This is a genomic window from Streptomyces sp. SLBN-8D4, assembly GCF_049739545.1.
Taxonomy (GTDB): Bacteria; Actinomycetota; Actinomycetes; order Streptomycetales; family Streptomycetaceae; genus Streptomyces; species Streptomyces canus_C.
The window spans coordinates 5,109,635-5,125,169 of the sequence record NZ_JBMGQC010000001.1 but is presented as its reverse complement, the minus strand read 5'-3'; the positions used below and the strand labels follow the sequence as shown (position 1 = coordinate 5,125,169).

At 71.8% G+C, this 15,535-nt stretch carries 13 protein-coding genes and 3 pseudogenes; 8 read left to right on the top strand and 8 right to left on the bottom strand.

What is annotated here, in order from left to right:
* Positions 1-83: 83 nt before the first annotated feature.
* Positions 84-395, bottom strand: a complete 312-nt coding sequence (locus RKD20_RS23160; protein WP_424879387.1) for a hypothetical protein — start codon at positions 393-395, stop codon at positions 84-86.
* A 263-nt stretch (positions 396-658) separates the two neighbouring features.
* Between RKD20_RS23160 and RKD20_RS23155 the strand changes: the two genes are divergently transcribed.
* The 3 genes from RKD20_RS23155 to RKD20_RS23145 all read left to right on the top strand — a co-directional run bounded on the left by RKD20_RS23155 (position 659) and on the right by RKD20_RS23145 (position 5,272).
* Positions 659-3,484, top strand: a complete 2,826-nt coding sequence (locus tag RKD20_RS23155; protein ID WP_424879386.1) for a DEAD/DEAH box helicase — start codon at positions 659-661, stop codon at positions 3,482-3,484.
* A complete protein-coding gene (locus RKD20_RS23150; RefSeq protein ID WP_424879385.1) occupies positions 3,481-4,716 on the top strand; it encodes an SWIM zinc finger family protein in 1,236 nt (411 codons plus the stop codon). The genes RKD20_RS23155 and RKD20_RS23150 overlap by 4 nt, the downstream gene beginning before the upstream one ends.
* A gap of 202 nt (positions 4,717-4,918) precedes the next feature.
* Positions 4,919-5,272: a hypothetical protein gene (locus RKD20_RS23145; protein ID WP_424879384.1), complete on the top strand. Its 354-nt coding sequence runs from the start codon at positions 4,919-4,921 to the stop codon at positions 5,270-5,272.
* A gap of 4 nt (positions 5,273-5,276) precedes the next feature.
* Here the strand turns inward: RKD20_RS23145 and RKD20_RS23140 are convergent.
* A pseudogene (locus RKD20_RS23140) lies at positions 5,277-6,453 on the bottom strand (tyrosine-type recombinase/integrase).
* On the opposite strand from RKD20_RS23140, the pseudogene RKD20_RS23135 reads away from it, so the two are divergent.
* From RKD20_RS23135 to RKD20_RS23120, 4 genes and pseudogenes are all read left to right on the top strand, one after another.
* Positions 6,359-6,634, top strand: a pseudogene (locus RKD20_RS23135) (helicase-associated domain-containing protein); the annotation flags it as partial. The pseudogenes RKD20_RS23140 and RKD20_RS23135 sit on opposite strands and share 95 nt — an antisense overlap.
* A 68-nt stretch (positions 6,635-6,702) precedes the next feature.
* Positions 6,703-6,897, top strand: a pseudogene (locus RKD20_RS23130) (hypothetical protein); the annotation flags it as partial.
* A gap of 132 nt (positions 6,898-7,029) precedes the next feature.
* Positions 7,030-7,245, top strand: coding sequence for a type II toxin-antitoxin system VapB family antitoxin (locus tag RKD20_RS23125; RefSeq protein ID WP_053752751.1), 216 nt, complete (start codon positions 7,030-7,032; stop codon positions 7,243-7,245).
* Positions 7,242-7,664, top strand: a complete 423-nt coding sequence (locus RKD20_RS23120; protein ID WP_424879383.1) for a PIN domain nuclease — start codon at positions 7,242-7,244, stop codon at positions 7,662-7,664. The genes RKD20_RS23125 and RKD20_RS23120 overlap by 4 nt, the downstream gene beginning before the upstream one ends.
* A gap of 227 nt (positions 7,665-7,891) precedes the next feature.
* Here the strand turns inward: RKD20_RS23120 and RKD20_RS23115 are convergent, their stop codons facing one another.
* Positions 7,892-8,671, bottom strand: a complete 780-nt coding sequence (locus tag RKD20_RS23115) for an SDR family NAD(P)-dependent oxidoreductase (protein ID WP_424879382.1) — start codon at positions 8,669-8,671, stop codon at positions 7,892-7,894.
* 31 nt (positions 8,672-8,702) lie between these two features.
* On the opposite strand from RKD20_RS23115, the gene RKD20_RS23110 reads away from it, so the two are divergent.
* Entirely contained in the window at positions 8,703-9,575 is an 873-nt protein-coding gene (locus RKD20_RS23110) for a DUF72 domain-containing protein (RefSeq protein WP_424879381.1), read from the top strand.
* Here RKD20_RS23110 and RKD20_RS23105 read toward each other — a convergent pair.
* The 5 genes from RKD20_RS23105 to RKD20_RS23085 all read right to left on the bottom strand — a co-directional run bounded on the left by RKD20_RS23105 (position 9,547) and on the right by RKD20_RS23085 (position 15,524).
* Positions 9,547-11,412 carry a copper resistance CopC/CopD family protein gene (locus RKD20_RS23105; RefSeq protein ID WP_424879380.1) on the bottom strand — a complete coding sequence of 622 codons (1,866 nt, stop codon included), beginning with the start codon at positions 11,410-11,412 and terminating at the stop codon, positions 9,547-9,549. The two genes, RKD20_RS23110 and RKD20_RS23105, sit on opposite strands and share 29 nt — an antisense overlap.
* Positions 11,413-11,535: 123 nt before the next feature.
* Entirely contained in the window at positions 11,536-12,288 is a 753-nt protein-coding gene (locus tag RKD20_RS23100) for an SDR family NAD(P)-dependent oxidoreductase (RefSeq protein ID WP_424879379.1), read from the bottom strand.
* On the bottom strand, positions 12,285-12,752 hold the full coding sequence (locus tag RKD20_RS23095) for a cupin domain-containing protein (protein ID WP_424879378.1): 468 nt from the start codon (positions 12,750-12,752) through the stop codon (positions 12,285-12,287). The genes RKD20_RS23100 and RKD20_RS23095 overlap by 4 nt, the downstream gene beginning before the upstream one ends.
* Complete coding sequence (locus tag RKD20_RS23090) at positions 12,742-13,353, bottom strand: GNAT family N-acetyltransferase (RefSeq protein WP_424879377.1); 612 nt, start codon at positions 13,351-13,353, stop codon at positions 12,742-12,744. Before RKD20_RS23090 ends, RKD20_RS23095 begins: the two co-directional genes overlap by 11 nt.
* Before the next feature lie 8 nt (positions 13,354-13,361).
* The gene (locus RKD20_RS23085; protein ID WP_424879376.1) at positions 13,362-15,524 is read right to left on the bottom strand and encodes a penicillin acylase family protein; all 2,163 of its coding nucleotides are present in this window, start codon (positions 15,522-15,524) and stop codon (positions 13,362-13,364) included.
* Between the last annotated feature and the right edge of the window lie 11 nt (positions 15,525-15,535).

The window sequence follows — 15,535 nt, the reverse complement described above, 5'->3', positions numbered from 1 at the left end:
TGCAGTCGGCCCCGATCAGCGGCAGTCGGGACGACTGTCCGTTCGAGCAGGGGCTCAGCTGGGCAGTTGTACGACGCGCCGGTTCAGCGGGCCCAGTAGCGGTATGCCTCGATCCATTGCGAGCCCTCGGGGACGGGTTCCGGCAGCGGCAGGTCCAGAATTCCGATGTCCTGTCGGACCGGCCCCCGGGCGCAGCGTGCGACTACGCGTCCGTCCTCGGCCAGACCGACACCGACCACGCTCACCTCGACGCCGAGAACAGTCGTGGTGAACGGCACGGCAAGGCTCTCTTCGATCACCGTGAAGAAGCCGGTGAGCTGCTCATCCTCGCCGTAGGCGTCGACAGTGGCCTCCTCGACCAACGCCTCCAGCGCGGCTGGGTCCCAGGTGCTCATGGCATCACCGTAGCGCTGCACCGTACGTATGAGGACCGGTGTGTTCAGCAGCGGCGCATCCGTCGTGGTGCCGTCGCCGGCAGTCAGGCCAAGGCTCGTGGTTGCCAGCGTGTGACATTGCCTGGTGGAGTTCGGTAGTGAGCGGCCCAGGGGAGGGTCCGGCAAGCGACAGGGCGGAAGAGAGTGGCACGAGTCGTCTACGAGAGCCGAGTACGGGCGTGAGGAGCGCACCGCCGCTGGCCCGGCAGGAAACATCCGCCTTCGTGAGGGAGTTGCTCGGCGCCGGCTGGGCGGCGGTGTTCCTGCCCGGTGAGCCCGCCCGCCTCGGGCGGCTGTTGTTGTGGAAGCCGACCGGGGCAGCAGCCGGAGACAGTGTGGCGCCCACCGGCCTTGAGACCGAGGCGGTGGAGCTGGTCCTGCCGCACGGCCGCTCGGTCAGGCGGCGCAGGGTCGAGGGTTACGCGCTGCCTGTCGCCGTCGCTGTCTCCGCCCTGGTCAATGCGGAGCCGACGCATCCCTCCGGCGCCGCCTGGCAGGCCGCCACTCGCTTCGCGCTGCGATTGCTCGCCGACGGCCGCCTCCACCCGGCCCTCACCCCCGCCGGTTACGACACCTGGCAGGTGGGTCCCTTCACCGCCGCCCAGCGCCGGACACTGGACGCCCTGGCCGCCGCCTTCCCGCCACACGCCCACTGCCTGCCCGAGCCCGGCCCTGCTCCGGTACGGATCGCCGAACCAGCCGCTCTGGTACGCCAGTTCTGCGACGCGGTCGCCGATGATCTGGTCCGTACGCCGGCCGCGCCGCTCGCCATGGGAGCGCTGCCGTACGCCTGGCGCGAGGCCCGCGCCGTGCCCGCCTTGCGTGAATGGGCCGAGGAGACCCGGGCGGCGCTCACCGCCGAGGTCCGCGTCTCCCTGCGCGTCGACGTACCCGAAGGACGCCGACGGCAGTTCCGGGCAGTCCTGCAACTGCACACCGCGGCGGACCCGGCGCTCGTCGTCGAGGCCGCACGGCTCTGGAGCGAGCCGGCCGAAGTGGAACGGCTGCTCGGCCCACGCGTCGAGACCGAGACCCTTCTCGCCCTGCGCCGCGGCGCCCGCGCCTGGCCCCCGCTGCGGAGGCTGCTCGACGGTGCCGCTCCCGATCAGCTCCGGTTGGCCGACGACGAAGCCTTCGATCTCCTTGGGGACGCCACGGACGCGCTGCGCGCGGCCGGTGTCGACGTGCACTGGCCGCGCGACCTGGTCAAGGCGCTCACCGCGACCGCGGAGATCGGGCAGCGCACCGCCCCCGGTTCCGCCGCGGGCGGCCTGCTGGACACCGAGGCCCTCCTCGACTTCCGCTGGCAGGTCTCCCTTGGCGGCGAGCCGCTCACCGAGGCCGAGATGGATGCTCTCGCGGAGTCACGCCGTCCCCTCGTCCGGCTTCGCGACCAGTGGGTGGTCGCCGACCCGAAGCTGGTGGCCCGCGCCAGGCGCCGCCGGATGGAACCGCTCACCCCCATGGAGGCGTTGAGCGCCGCGCTGACCGGCGAGTCCGAGAGGGACGGTGACCAGGTCCCCTGTACGGCGGTCGGTGCGCTCGGCGAACTGGTCGCTCGTATCCGCGATCCCGAGTCCCGCACTCCCGTGCCCCAGCCCGCCGCACTCAAGGCCACGTTGCGCGAGTACCAGAAGCGGGGCCTGGCCTGGCTGGCCGAGATGTGCGCACTCGGCCTCGGCGGCTGTCTCGCCGACGACATGGGCCTGGGCAAGACCATCACCTTGCTCGCTCTGCACCTGCACCGCCAGAGCGACCCCACCACCGCGGGCCCCACCCTGGTCGTCTGCCCGGCCTCCCTGCTCGGCAACTGGCAGCGCGAGGCCGCCAGATTCGCACCGCTCACCCCCGTACGCCGTTACCACGGCGGGGACCGCCACCTGGGGGACCTGGCCGGCGACGAGATCGTCCTGGTCACCTACGGGGTGCTGCGCCGCGACCGCGAAGTGCTCGCTGAGACAGCCTGGTCGCTGGTGGCCGCCGACGAGGCCCAGCACGTCAAGAACCCCTACGCCGTCACCGCCCGCGAACTGCGTGCCCTGCCCGCCCGTGCCCGCGTCGCTCTCACCGGCACCCCCGTGGAGAACAACCTCTCCGAGCTGTGGGCACTCCTCGACTGGACCACCCCCGGGCTCCTCGGCTCACTCACGGCCTTCCGTGACCGGCATGCCCGCGCCATCGAGGCGGGCGCGGATCCCGAGGCAGCCGAGCGCCTGTCCCGTCTCGTACGTCCCTTCCTGTTGCGCCGCAAGAAGTCCGACCCGGGCATCGCGCCCGAACTGCCGCCCAAGACCGAGACCGACCACGTCGTCCCGCTGACGGCCGAGCAGACCAGCCTGTACGAGGCACAGGTCCGCGAGACCATGGCGAAGATCGCGGAGTCGGAGGGCATCGCCAGGCGCGGTCTGGTGCTCAAGCTGCTCACCGCGCTGAAGCAGATCTGCAACCACCCCGCCCAGTATTTGAAAGAGCCCCAGCACGGGAACGAGCACGGCCCGCGCCAGTCCGCTCCCCTGCGGGGCCGCTCCGGCAAGCTCGACCTGCTCGACGAACTCCTCGACACCATCACCGCCGAAGGCGAATCCGTACTGGTCTTCACGCAGTACAGACAGATGGCGGCGCTGCTGGAGAAGCATCTCGCCGAACGCGGCGTCCCCACTCTCTTCCTCCACGGTGCCACCCCCGTCGCGCGGCGCGAGGAGATGGTGGACAGCTTCCAGCGCGGTGAAGTGCCGGTGTTCCTGCTGTCGTTGAAGGCGGCGGGCACCGGACTCAATCTCACCCGCGCCACTCACGTCGTGCACTACGACCGCTGGTGGAACCCGGCCGTCGAGGACCAGGCCACCGACCGCGCCTACCGCATTGGCCAGGACAAACCCGTCCAGGTACACAAGCTCCTCGCGGAGGGAACCGTGGAGGACAAGGTGGCGAAACTGCTCGAAGCCAAACGCGCCCTCGCCGACGCCGTCGTCGGCTCCGGCGAGGCGGCCCTGACCGAACTGTCCGACGCCGACCTCGCCGAACTCGTCGCCCTGGGAAGGCAGTCATGAGCCCCGCTGTCCCCGGCCCGCGCCGTGCGCCCGCCCGCGGCAAGCGAGCCTTCGCCGCGACCTGGTGGGGCCAGGCATGGGTGGCCGCCCTGGAGGACTCCACCCTGGACGCCGGACGGCTCTCGCGCGGACGCACCTACGCCCGCAAAGGCATGGTCGGCCCGGTCACCGTCGCTCCGGGCAAGGTCAGTGCCGCTGTCCAGGGCAGCCGCCCGCGCCCGTACCGCTCCTCAGTCCACCTGCCCGTCCTCACCGACCCTCAGTGGGACACCCTGCTCGACACGATCGCGGCCCGCGCCGGACATCTCGCGGCACTTCTCGACGCCGAGATGCCCGCCGAACTCGTGGACGACGCCCGGCACGCAGGCGTCCCACTGCTCCCACTGCCCACCGAGCTGGATCCGGAGTGCTCCTGCCCCGACTGGGGATACCCCTGCAAGCACGCCGCCGCGCTCTGCTACGCCATCGCCGCCACCATCGACACCGACCCGTTCGTGCTCTTCGCGCTGCGCGGCCGCGGTCGCGAGGAGGTCTTCGCCCAGCTGCGCGGACTCCGTACGGCAGCACAGGAGACGGCCGCCCCACCGGCACCGGCCGGCATCCCGGCCGCCGCCGCGTACGCCCGCTGGGCCGAAGAACCCCCCGAACTGCCCGAACTCCCGGAACCCGCCGCCCACACCACAGCACTGCCCGTCGCCCCGCCACCCGGCACCGGCCTGGCCGCCGCGGACCTGGAACGCCTCATGGCCGATACCACCGCGCGCGCCGCCCGGCTCCTCGCGGGCGACACCGCCGACCTGTACCTGAGTCAGCACCAGGACGCCGTGCGCATCGCCGCGAGCAACGCCGGCCCCGAGTGGCTCCACTACCTGATCCGGAACACCGGCACCAACGCCACTGCCTTCGCACGCCTCACCCGCGCCTGGCGCCACGGCGGCCTCACGGGCGTCACCGTCGCCGAACAGCCCTACGCCCCCGACCCGACGGTGATGAAGGCCACCCGCGCCGCCCTGGGCACGGCCCTCTCCGAGATGACCGACTCCCCCACACACCTCAGAACCTGGCGCAACCGCCTCACCCTCACCCACCACGGCATCCAGCTGCGTCTGGGGCCCGACGCCCGCTGGTACCCCTACCTCCAGGACGACGACGGCGAATGGTGGCCCGCGGCACCAGCCGACAGTGATCCGGTCACCGCGCTCACCGCGGCCTGGTCGCAGAACAGGGAGTAAGGAGGCGACTCCCTGCTGACCAGGAACCACGAGCCTCACCGGGCACGATGTCGAAGGGCCCACCGTTCGCGGTGGGCCCTTCGTCGTTGTCCGTCTCAGGTTCCGTCTCAGTTGGCTGCCCGCTGCTCGCTGCTCGCTGCTCGCTCGGGATGGGTGACAACCGACTTCGATGCGGAAGTATGAGGGGGTGAGTCTCATAGACATGAGTGAGCGTGAGTACTGGGCCTTCGTGTCCGAGAGCCCCGAGGTGTTCGTGGGACAGGCCACACTCGCCCGCGTGGAGAGTTTCCTGATCGGCTACGACGCCCACGCACGGCGGCACGGCGGCCCTGGGCTCGACGGCTGGCGTGACTGGCTGGTGGCCAGGCGCGGCCGGGAATGCCAGCACGCTTGGATGGGTCTCGTCCGTCACATCGCCCTCCCCGATGAAGGTTGGGATCACTGGCAGCTCTCACCGGAGCAGGAAGAACGTGTCATCACAGTTCTGTTCGCGCTGCTCGATGAGTTCCTCGCGGAGCGGGCAGAGCAGTCCTTCACGCCTGACCTCTCCGCATGAGGCTTTAGCTGGCCCAGGGCGGCTCCCAGAGAGCGTCGCCGACCTGTTGGGCGACCTTGCGGAGCAGCGTCCCGGTGACGTGCATGTAGCGGGCGCGCATGCGTGCCGCTCCCCCGGGCTCCCAGCCCATGATCGCGTCGACCACTACGTCCGGGACGCCGAGGATCAGGAGGACGGTCGCGGCGGTGTGGCGAGCGTCATGGAGACGGCCGTCGCGTACGCCCGCGTCTTTGAGGAGCTTCTTCCAGGTGTGGAAGTCGGTGTTCGGGTTGAGCGGGCCGCCGGTCGGGGAGGCGAAGACGTATCCCTTGTCCTGCCATCGGCTCCGGCCTCGATTCGTTCCTCGTCTTGCTGCTCCTGGTGCTGGCGAAGGAGCTTGATCAGCGGGTCGGGGAGGCCGATCGTTCGGCGTCCGGCTCGGGACTTGGTGGACTTGTGTTCGCGGCGGGTCTGCTGTTTCCGGGGGCAGTAGCCGGCCTTCCGACCGCACGGGGTGTCTGCGCAGCCGTGGGCGTACTTGGGGCGGAGGCGGTTCTTGCGGATGGGGACGTACCCAGCGTCCAGGTCGACGTCTTCCCAGTGGAGACCGAGCGCTTCCCCTTGGCGGAGCCCGAGGGCCAGGGCGACGACCCACCTCGTGCTGTTGCGGAGTTCGGCGGCCTCGACGAGGAGGCTCTGAACCTCCTCGATCGTGAACGGCTCGATGTCCTCTTCTTCGAGACGCGGAGCCTTGGCGATCTCGGCCACGTTGGTGGCGACGTGACCGCGTCGCTTGGCCTCACCCAGGGCGACTCGGATCGTCCGGTGAGCGTGGTGGGCGGTGCCGGCGGAGCTCCCGGACTCCTGCATCTTCCCGTAGAGGCGCTCAAGGTGCTCGGGCTCCAGCTTGTCGAGCTTGTGGGCACCCAGGCGGGGACGAGGTGTACACGTACGTCGACCTCATAGCCGTCGTACGTGTTCTCGGAGACGTACCGCTTGGCGATGTTCTCGACCCAGTGCTCAAGCCAGGCTTGCAGCGTCCAGCTCTGCCCCGGCTTCCTGAGCTTCTTGTCGTCCCGCGCCCGCTCCATTTCGCGTACGGCCCTGGTGACTTCGGCTGCTGGCCCGCGACGGCGATCGCGTACCTCCCACCGAGGCGTGGCCCGGCGGCTGCTGCCCCCCGCGACCACGACGGCCCGGATCGGCGCCGACCTCACCGCCGCCGTCACCGGCACCCCGTCCGCGCGACTCTCGGCGCTGCTGGATTCGATGGCCGACCGGGAGACCAGTGGCACAGCGTCGGTATGGCGCTTCAGTGCCGGCAGTATCCGCCGGGCCCTGGACGCCGACCGCACCCCGGACGACATCACAGCCGACCTGGGCGGTAGCTCCGCCACGGCCCTGCCACAGGCGCTGACCCATCTCATCGCCGACACCGCGCGAGATCGGAGATCGTCGCCCGATACGCGAAGCACCTGTCGTACAGCGACGTCCGACGGATTGCCCATGCCATCGACACCGGTGAGGCCATCACTGTCGAGTACACCGCCACCTCGGGCAACCGGACCGTACGGACCCTCAGCGACCTGGAACTCGACCCGCCCTACCTCGACGCGTGGTGCCACCTGCGCGAAGCGGAACGCGTCTTCACTCTCTCCCGCATCCATGGCGTGATGCCCGTGCAGGGCTCGGCTGCCAAGCCGGGTGCCCGGGGTGTCACCCCTGCGGGCACCTCGCGAGATATACTTGGACCCACATTTGATATCAGGGAGGCACTCGTGAGTCGGACGGTTATCGACCTGGACGACGACCTGGTCGCGGACGTGGCCAAAGCCCTCGGGACGAGCACCAAGAAGGAGACAGTCAACACCGCTCTTCGCGAGGTGCTGGAGAGTCGACGTCGTGCCCTGGCTCTCGCCCGGCTGCGGGCCGCGGCCGGGGACGGCGCATTCGATCTGGAGCTGTTCGAGAACAAGGGGAACTACCGCCGGTGAACGCGGCCCAGTTCCTGATCGACACCAGCGCGCTCGCTCGGTTCATGCGCGAGGACGCGGAGCAGTACGGCTGGGACCAGGCGGCAGCCGCCGGGCTCATCGCCACCTGCCCGATCACCGAGCTCGAGTTCTTCTACAGCGCCCGGTCGGCCGCCGACAGGGCGCGCGGCGTCGAGGACGTGCGACTGATCTTCGGTTGGGTTCCCGTCGACGACCGCGCACACGACCGCGCCTGGCAGGTCCAAGAAGCTCTCACCAAACAGGGAAGGCACCGCAGTGCGGGTGCGGTTGATCTCGTCGTCGCCGCGACGGCCGAGTTGCAAGGGCTCACCCTCCTGCACCGCGACCACGACTTCGCCTGCATCGCGGCAGTGACCGGCCAGGCTCTTCAGTGGTACGGCCCGGAGAGCGGCAAATAGCCGGGCGGTGGTTGCAGTTCTGGTTGCATTCACCTCCGTACAGCACCGGTCAGAAGCCCCACCCACCACAACTGCACCGCAGGTCAGAACGCTCCCGCACACCCCTGTACATGCAGGTACCTCGCCGACATGCTCGCGCTCACCAGCAGTCCTGCCAGGATCCGCTGCCCCCCGACGGCCCGGGACCCGCACAGCTCCGAGGAGCCCCCCGCCCCCGGCAGAACAGCTCAGTGCACCGACAACCCCCCATCCACAAAGATCGACTGACCCGTGACATACCCCGACGCCCCGCTCGCCAGGAAGACCGCGGCGCCCGCGAAGTCGTCGGGGAGCCCGTTGCGGCCGGTCATGGTGCGGGCGGCCAGGGTGGCGACCTGGTCCGGGTCGGTGGCGAGGCGGGAGTTGAGGGGGGTCAGTACGAAGCCGGGGACGAGGGTGTTGCAGGTGACGCCGTGTGGGGACCAGGCCTCGGCCTGGGAGCGGGCCAGGGACTCCAGGCCGCCCTTGGAGACGCCGTAGGCGCCGCTCTGGACGAAGGCGCGGTGGGCCTGCTGGGACGTGATGTGGATGATCCGGCCGAAGCCGCGCTCGGCCATGCGGGGGCCGAAGCGCTGACCCAGGAGGTAGGGGGCCTCCAGGTTGACGGCCATGGTGGTGTCCCACACGTCGTCGGTGAGCTCGGTCATCGGTGGACGCAGGTTGACGCCCGCGGAGTTGACCAGGATGTCCGGCTCGCCGAACAGGGCGGCGGCCGCCTCCGCCGCCGTACGGACGCCCTCCCTCGTGCTCAAGTCACCGCTCACCCAGGCCGCCCGGCAGCCTTCGGAGGACAACTCCGCAACCGTGTCCGCCAGTTCCGCCTCCCTGCGCGCCACGATCACCACGCTCGCCCCCGCCCGTGCCAACGCCCCCGCGATCGCCCTGCCGATGCCCGAACTGCCCCCGGTCACCAGCGCCACTCGGTCGTCCAGCGAGAAGAGTTGGGAGAGATACGCCTGGGAAGTCATGGCCGCACCCTAAGTCGGTACCCGGGCCCCCATGACCCGCATTCTCGTCGGCACGTGCTCCTGGACCGATCCCGCGCTCGTCCGCAGCGGCTGGTACCCGCCGGGGCGGCGGGACGCCGAGGGGCGGTTGCGGTACTACGCCGAGCGGTTCCCGGTGGTGGAGGTGGACGGCACGTTCTACGCCCTGCCCAGCGAGCGCAACAGCCGTCTGTGGGTGGAGCGCACGCCCACCGATTTCGTGTTCGACGTGAAGGCGTACGCCCCGCTCACCGGGCATCCGGTGAAACAGCCCGCGCTCGCGGACGTGCCGTTGGACGAGGTGTGGGCGCGGTTCGCCGCCGGGGTCGAGCCGTTGCGGGAGGCCGGGCGGCTCGGTGGGGTGCTGTTCCAGTTCCCGCCGTGGCTGCGGCCGGGGGCGCGGGCGGAGCGGTTCCTGGAGGAGACCGCGGACCGGACCGCCGGATGGCCCGTCCAGGTGGAGTTCCGGCATCCGTCCTGGTGGGAGGACGGGCAGCAGGACCTCACCTGTGCGCTGCTCGGCAAGTACGACTTCGCCGCCGTGGCCGTGGACATGCGCCAGGGCCTGCCCGCCTCCCTGCCGCCGGTCACCCCCGTCACCGCGCCCCGGCTGTCCGTCGTGCGCTTCCACGGGCGCAGCTCCTCCTGGGGCCGCGGCAGCAAGGAGGAGCGTTTCCGGTACGACTACCCGCGCGCCGAACTCGCCGAGTGGGTACCGCGGTTGCACGCACTGGCCGAGCGGGTCGACGAGCTCCACGTCCTGTTCAACAACTGCTGCGGAGCGGCCGCCGTGCACGCCGCCGAGACGATGGCGGACCTGCTCGGCCCGCTTGACCCACTCGACCCGCTCGACCCGCTCAGCCCACGATCCTCACCGTCTTCGTGACACTGATCTGGTCGACGTCCGAGACCCTGATGGTCGCCTTCATCCGCCAGTCGCCCGCGAGGGGCAGGGTGAGGTCGTTGGTGCCCCAGTAGCCGCCCTTGTTCCTCAGCTGGGCGTCGATCGGGCCGATCTGCTTGGCCGGGAGGGTGAAGGACAGCCGGAGTTCGGGGACCGTGGCGAGGCCTCCGTCGGCCGCGTAGACGAGGGCCTGGACCGAGTTCTCGCCGGTGCGCCCCGGGTCGAGGGTGATCTGCACCTTGCCCGTGGCGCCGCCCACCGCGAAGGGGACGTTGGTCACGGACGCGGCGGGCAGTCCGCCCGTGGCCGGGCCCGCCTCGGCCGCCTCGGCCTGCGCCCGGCCGGGCAGCGTGCCGCTCAGCACGGTGCTCAGCACCAGGACCACGACCCCGACGGCCACTTCGGCGAGCACGGAACGGCGCAGGCCGTGCCGGTAGGCCGGTGAGGCCGGACCGGGGGTGACGGGCGCCGGTTCCGGAGCCGACGGCGATCCGCCCACCCGCTCCGGCGCCTCCTCCCGTACGACCGCCGTCGGCGCCTTCTCCCCCACGACCCCCGTCGACACCTTCTCCCGTACGACCGCCGCCGGCACCGTCTCCCGCACGGCCGACTCCGCCTCCGCCTCGGCCGCGACCGTCTCCGACTTGGCCGCGACCGTCACCAGCCGTCCCGTCCACTGCCGCGACAGCCTCGCCGCCGCCAGCAGCAGCGTCACCGCGAGCAGCTTGAGGACGAGCAGATGGCCGTACGTGGTGCCGGTGATCGCGCCCCAGGAGCCGAGGCCGCGCCAGGACTGGTAGACGCCGGTGCCGACGAGGACCGTCACGGAGGCGAAGGCCAGCCGGGAGAAGCGGGCGGGGACGGCGGCCGGGAGCTGCGACGAGGCCCCGTACAGCGTGGCGAGCAGGGCCGCGAGGCCGCCCAGCCAGACGGACATCGCCAGCACGTGCAGCACCGCTGACGTCATCGCGACCGGCACCTGGATCCCGGCGGACGCGTGCTCGGCGGCCGCCCAGGTCAGCGCGAGACCCACGGCGAGCGCGCCGCCCGCCGCCTGCCACACGCGGGGCAGCCTCTCCTCGCCCAGCCGCAGCAGTCGTACGACGAAGAAGTACGCCACCAGCAGCAGTGCCAGGCGGACCAGGAGGGCCTCGCCGGGGCGGGTGGTCAGGGTGCGTTCGAAGGCCTTCAGGGAGAACGCGGAGGCCGGACCCGCTCCCGACTCGTACGGCGCCCGCAGCACCAGCAGGAACACGGTCGAGCCGAGCAGGGTGCCCCAGCCCGCCCACAGCAGGCGGCGCAGCCGGGCCGGCTCCGGGGGGCGGCAGGCGGCGACGAAGACGGCGGTGCCGATGAGCAGGGCCGCGGCGAGGTAGGCCAGGTAGCGGCCCATGTTGAACAGGCTCTCCGTGGCCGGGTTCTCGGTCGGGCCGGTGTCCGCGACCACGATGGCCGGGGAGGGTTTGCCTACGGAGAACGTGAAGGCGCCGGAGACCGGGTGGCTGTCGGCCGAGACCACCCGCCAGGCCACCGTGTAGGTGCCCTGGGCGAGCTTGGCGGGCAGGGAGACACGGGCCGTCTCCGAGCCGCCCGCACCGTGTCCGGCGCCACCGACCTTCAGGCGCTTGCCGTCGGGGTCGAGCACCCGGAAGGAGTCGTCGAGCAGGCCGACGGACTCGGTGAAGGTCAGGGTGATGTCACGGGGGGCGGACTTGAGGACGGTGCCGTCCTTCGGGTCGGTGGCCCGGAGGGCCGCGTGGGCCGAGGCCGCTCCCGCACCGCCGAAGAGGAGCAGGACCAGCACGCTGCCCAGCAGCACCAGCCCTTGAAGTCCTCGCCTTCGCCGGCCTGCGCTGCTGCCTGCACGCTCACACCTCACGTCACTACTCCGTACCTGGGCTCGCGGTCTTCCCGACATGTACGGACGCGAACCCCCGAGCGCTCACCACGTCGGCCGGGCGGACACCCCGCCGTCCACCACCAGGTCGTGTCCGGTGACCCAGGACGCGAGCGGGGAGGCGAGGAACACGCACGCGTCGGCCACGTCCTCGGGCCGCCCGAGCCTGGCCAGAGGCGCCTTCCGCGTCCACCGCTCCACCCCTTCCGGCCAGGCCGCCGCCAGCCCCTCCCGGTCGATCAGCCCGGGCGAGACCGTGTTCACCCGGATGCCGTGCGCACCGTACTCCAGGGCCGCCGCCCGCGCGTGCGCCACGATCGCGGCCTTGGAGGCGGAGTAGTGGGCGTGCTCGGGCGCGGGGTGACCCGCCTCGACGGACGCGATGTGGGTGACGGACCCGCCCGGCCGCATGACCTCCGCGGCCGCCTGTGTGCACGCGAAGACACTGCCGAGGTTGGTGTCCACGACGGCCCGCCACTGCGCGGCCGTCATCCCGGGCAGGGGCTGGGTGGGCTGCACGCCGGCGTTGTTGACCAGGGCGGTCAGCCCGCCACCCCACGCGGCGGCCTCCCGGACCAGCCGCCGGCACGCGTCCTCGTCCCGCAGATCCGCTTCCAGTACGACGGCCCGGGCGCCCGAGTCCTCGATACGGGACGCCACTTCACGCGCCGCCGTCACGGCCGTACGGCAATGGAGGGCGACCGCCGCGCCCCGCTCGGCGAACCGCAGCGCGATCCCTCGTCCGATGCCGCCGCCCGCGCCCGTGACCAGGGCGACCTGTCCTTCAAGGAGTCTCATGGACGGCACAGTCGCGCGATCCGGGCGGCCTCGGACGGGTAACGCGCCGTCAGTTCGGCCGCACTGCCGTGCTCGTAGTCCTCGTAGGTGAAGCCGGGGGCCATCGTGCAGCCGAAGAAGGTCCAGGCGCCGCGGGTCGCGGCCCCCATCCAGGTGCCCGCCGGCACGGTCAGCTGGGGGTGCTGGCCGGCGCGTATGTCCGGGCCCAGGACGGCGGTGGCCGTCGTGCCGTCCGGGGCGAGGAGCAGCATCTCCAGCGGGTCGCCGAGGTAGTGGTGCCAGATCTCGTCGCTGGGCAGGCGGTGCAGGGCGGAGTAGTCGTCCGCGGTCAGGAGGGCGACGATGGCCGTGCCGTGCGGTCTTCCGTCGGCACGCTCGGTTCCGGCCCAGGTCTGCCGGAACAGTCCGCCCTCGCGGGGGATCGGTATCAGGCCGTAGTGGGCGACGAGGTCGTCAGGCGTCACCCGGGAAGGCTACCTCCCTTGTCAGGAACGCCAGTTGGGCGTGCTTCTCGGGCAGATGCACGTCGGGGAGGTCGATCTCCGGCAGCACGACCGCGTCTCCGGCGACGAAGCCCTGCTTCAGGAAGCGGGCGACGGCCTTCTCGTTGCGCACGTCGGGGTCGACCACGACCCGCCGCTTGTCCAGGCCCAGCAGTACGTACGAGGCCACGACGCCGAGCAGCGCCGACGACCAGCCGGTGCGGTTGCCGTGCGGGCCGGGGGGCGGGAGCAGCAGGTGGAGGCCGATGTCACCGGGTTCGACGGGGTAGCACTCGCTGACGCGGTCGGCCTCCGGCTCGTAGGTCTGCAGGAGTCCGGCCGGTTCGCCGTCCTTCTCCAGCAGATAGGCGTGGTGGGTGTCGAGGGTGTCCAAGTGGGCGTAGATCGCGGCCACTTGCTCTTGGGTGAGGCCGTTCATGCCCCAGAACGCGGCGCGTTCCTCGCGCACCCAGGCGTGGACGGTCGCGGCGTCGGCGTGCGGGTCGAGACGCAGGATGCGGACGGTGCCGTAGCCGTCCACCGTCCGGGTGTGGACCGCTTCACGGGTGGGGGTGTCGGACATCGGTCTCCTCAGTCTTCCTTCGTCAGGTACTGCAGGTCGGTGACGACCGGGACGAGATCTCCCCTGAGCCACAGGGGGAGTTGGTCGCGGTGATGCGGTGAGCCGGGCGTGCCGGAGGCGCCCAGCGGGACCACCCAGAGACTGTCCTCGCGGCGGGCCAGGTCCCAGACGTAACGGGCGGCCGGGCCACGCGCGGCGAGGTCGGTGAGTCCGGGCACGGCGGAGGTGCACAGGACGCAGTCGTGGTCGCCGGACAGGGCGGGGGCGAGGGGGGCGTCCCGCTCGTTCTCGGGAAGCGCCCGCCAGGGGGCGAGGCGATGGGTGTCGCCCCAGGCACCCCGCGGCGGCTCGGCGGCCACCTCCTCCACGGCGGCCCGCACGGCCTCGGCCCGGGCGATGCCGTACAACTCCTCGGCACGCAGGAGGTGTTCGAGTGCGAAGGCGATCCGGGGGACGAGGCCGAGCCAGGGGAGGAGGACGTCCGGGTAGGCAGGCGGCTCGGCCAGGGCGGCGAACGCGGGGTGTGCGGCGAGCCGTCGTACGACCGCGCTGCGCACGGCGGCGTACAGGGCGGCCTCCGTGCTGCTCGCGGTCATACGGCGGTCCCAGTGAAGGATCGTTTCCCTGATGGTCGTGGCCTCGGGGCTCAAGCGAGCGTCGTCCAAGGCCTCGATGTGATCCAACAGGGGCTGTGCCGAGGCGAGATGGGTGTCCATGTGGATCAACGGCATGTCGGCGGCCGACCACCGCTCCTTCTCCTCCAGCAGGGCGGTGATGCGGTTCGCCCGGTGGGGCGGGGCGAACTCCACACCGAATGGGGCGGCGGGCCCACGCTGGTTGGCCATCACGGCGACGCCGTCGGTGAGACCGGCGCGGGGAGTGTCGTGCCATCCCCGCCAGTCGTGGCCGGGTTCCCAGGCGGGGACGGGCCGGAGCCGGTTGGCCTGGGCGCGCACGGGGACCCGGCCGGCGACCCGGTGCAGCAGCCCGCCCTCGGTGTCGGCGGCCTGGACGACGTTCACGGGCTCGGCCCACAGGTCGAAGGCACGGTCCACGTCGGCGGTGCGGCGGGCACGGAGAAGGGGGAGCAGGGCGCTGAAGCCGAGGTCCTCGGTGACCCGGGGTGGGTAGCGGAGGGAGAGGGCGACGAGGGTGGCGGCCGTGTGCCCGGGAGTGGCTGCCCGTGCGGGAGCGGGGGCGGACCGGGAGGCATCCGTGGTCGGAGGCTCCTCCAGTACTCCTTCTCCCTCCAGCCCCTCCGGGCCTCCCGCGATCACCGGGCCCCGCTCCGTCTCGATCACCTCGATCTCGACCGGGGTCTCGCCCGCCACCTCGACGGTCTCGGTGTGGCGGGCGGCGCGGTGCCAGGTCCCGTCCGGGCCGAGGGCCTCCACGCCGGCCCCCGTGCGGCGCAGGCGCTCGCGGTAGAGGTCCTGGTAGTCGGCCATGGCGTTGGTGATGGACCAGGCGACCGTGCCGGTGTGGCCGAAGTGGGCGATGCCGGGAACGCCGGGGACGGCGAGACCGATGACGTCGAACTCGGGGCAGACCAGGTGGATCTGCTGGTAGACGCCGGGGTCCTCGATGTAGCGGTGCGGGTCGCCCGCGAGGACGGCGTGGCCGGTGGTGGTGCGGGCGCCGGCGACCAGCCAGCCGTTGCTGCCGGAGGTGCCCGGGCCGTCGGCGGCGAAGAGACCGACCGCGTCCGGGCCCAGGTGCCGTATCGCCTCGTCCCGCCAGAGCTTGGCGGGGAAGCCGGCGAAGAGGATGTGCGTGGCGAGCCAGACGCCGAGCGGGGTCCAGGGCTCCCAGCGCCCGGGGGCGAGCCCGACGCGGGCGAACTCGGGGGCCGAGGTGGACGGCAGTTCCTCGTTCACGCCGTCGACGTACGCCCGCACCCACGCGGCCGTCTCCGGGTCCCGTCTCTCCAGCGCCGCGAAGCAGCGTCTCGCCGTGTCGTCCAGGCGGGCCCGTCTCGCGAGGGTGTCCCAGGACACGGCCCCGGCACCGAGGAAGGCGGCCGAGGTGCCCTGGGCGCGGTGCCGTTCGACCTCCAGCTGCCAGGCGCGGTCGCGGGCGGTGACCCGGCCCTGAGCACGGGCGAGTTCTCGCGCGCTGTCGGCGCGGAGGTGGGGGATCCCCCAGGCGTCGCGGTGGATCTCGATACTCACCCTCGAACCCG

Bases quoted from the DNA above. Each gene is read 5' to 3' on its own strand.
- RKD20_RS23115 (WP_424879382.1), bottom strand. From the start codon at position 8,671: ATGACTTCCCAGGCGTATCTCTCCCAACTCTTCTCGCTGGACGACCGA.
- RKD20_RS23150 (WP_424879385.1), top strand. From the start codon at position 3,481: ATGAGCCCCGCTGTCCCCGGCCCGCGCCGTGCGCCCGCCCGCGGCAAG.
- RKD20_RS23090 (WP_424879377.1), bottom strand. From the start codon at position 13,353: ATGTCCGACACCCCCACCCGTGAAGCGGTCCACACCCGGACGGTGGAC.
- RKD20_RS23145 (WP_424879384.1), top strand. From the start codon at position 4,919: ATGAGTGAGCGTGAGTACTGGGCCTTCGTGTCCGAGAGCCCCGAGGTG.
- RKD20_RS23110 (WP_424879381.1), top strand. From the start codon at position 8,703: ATGACCCGCATTCTCGTCGGCACGTGCTCCTGGACCGATCCCGCGCTC.
- RKD20_RS23160 (WP_424879387.1), bottom strand. From the start codon at position 395: ATGAGCACCTGGGACCCAGCCGCGCTGGAGGCGTTGGTCGAGGAGGCC.
- RKD20_RS23100 (WP_424879379.1), bottom strand. From the start codon at position 12,288: ATGAGACTCCTTGAAGGACAGGTCGCCCTGGTCACGGGCGCGGGCGGC.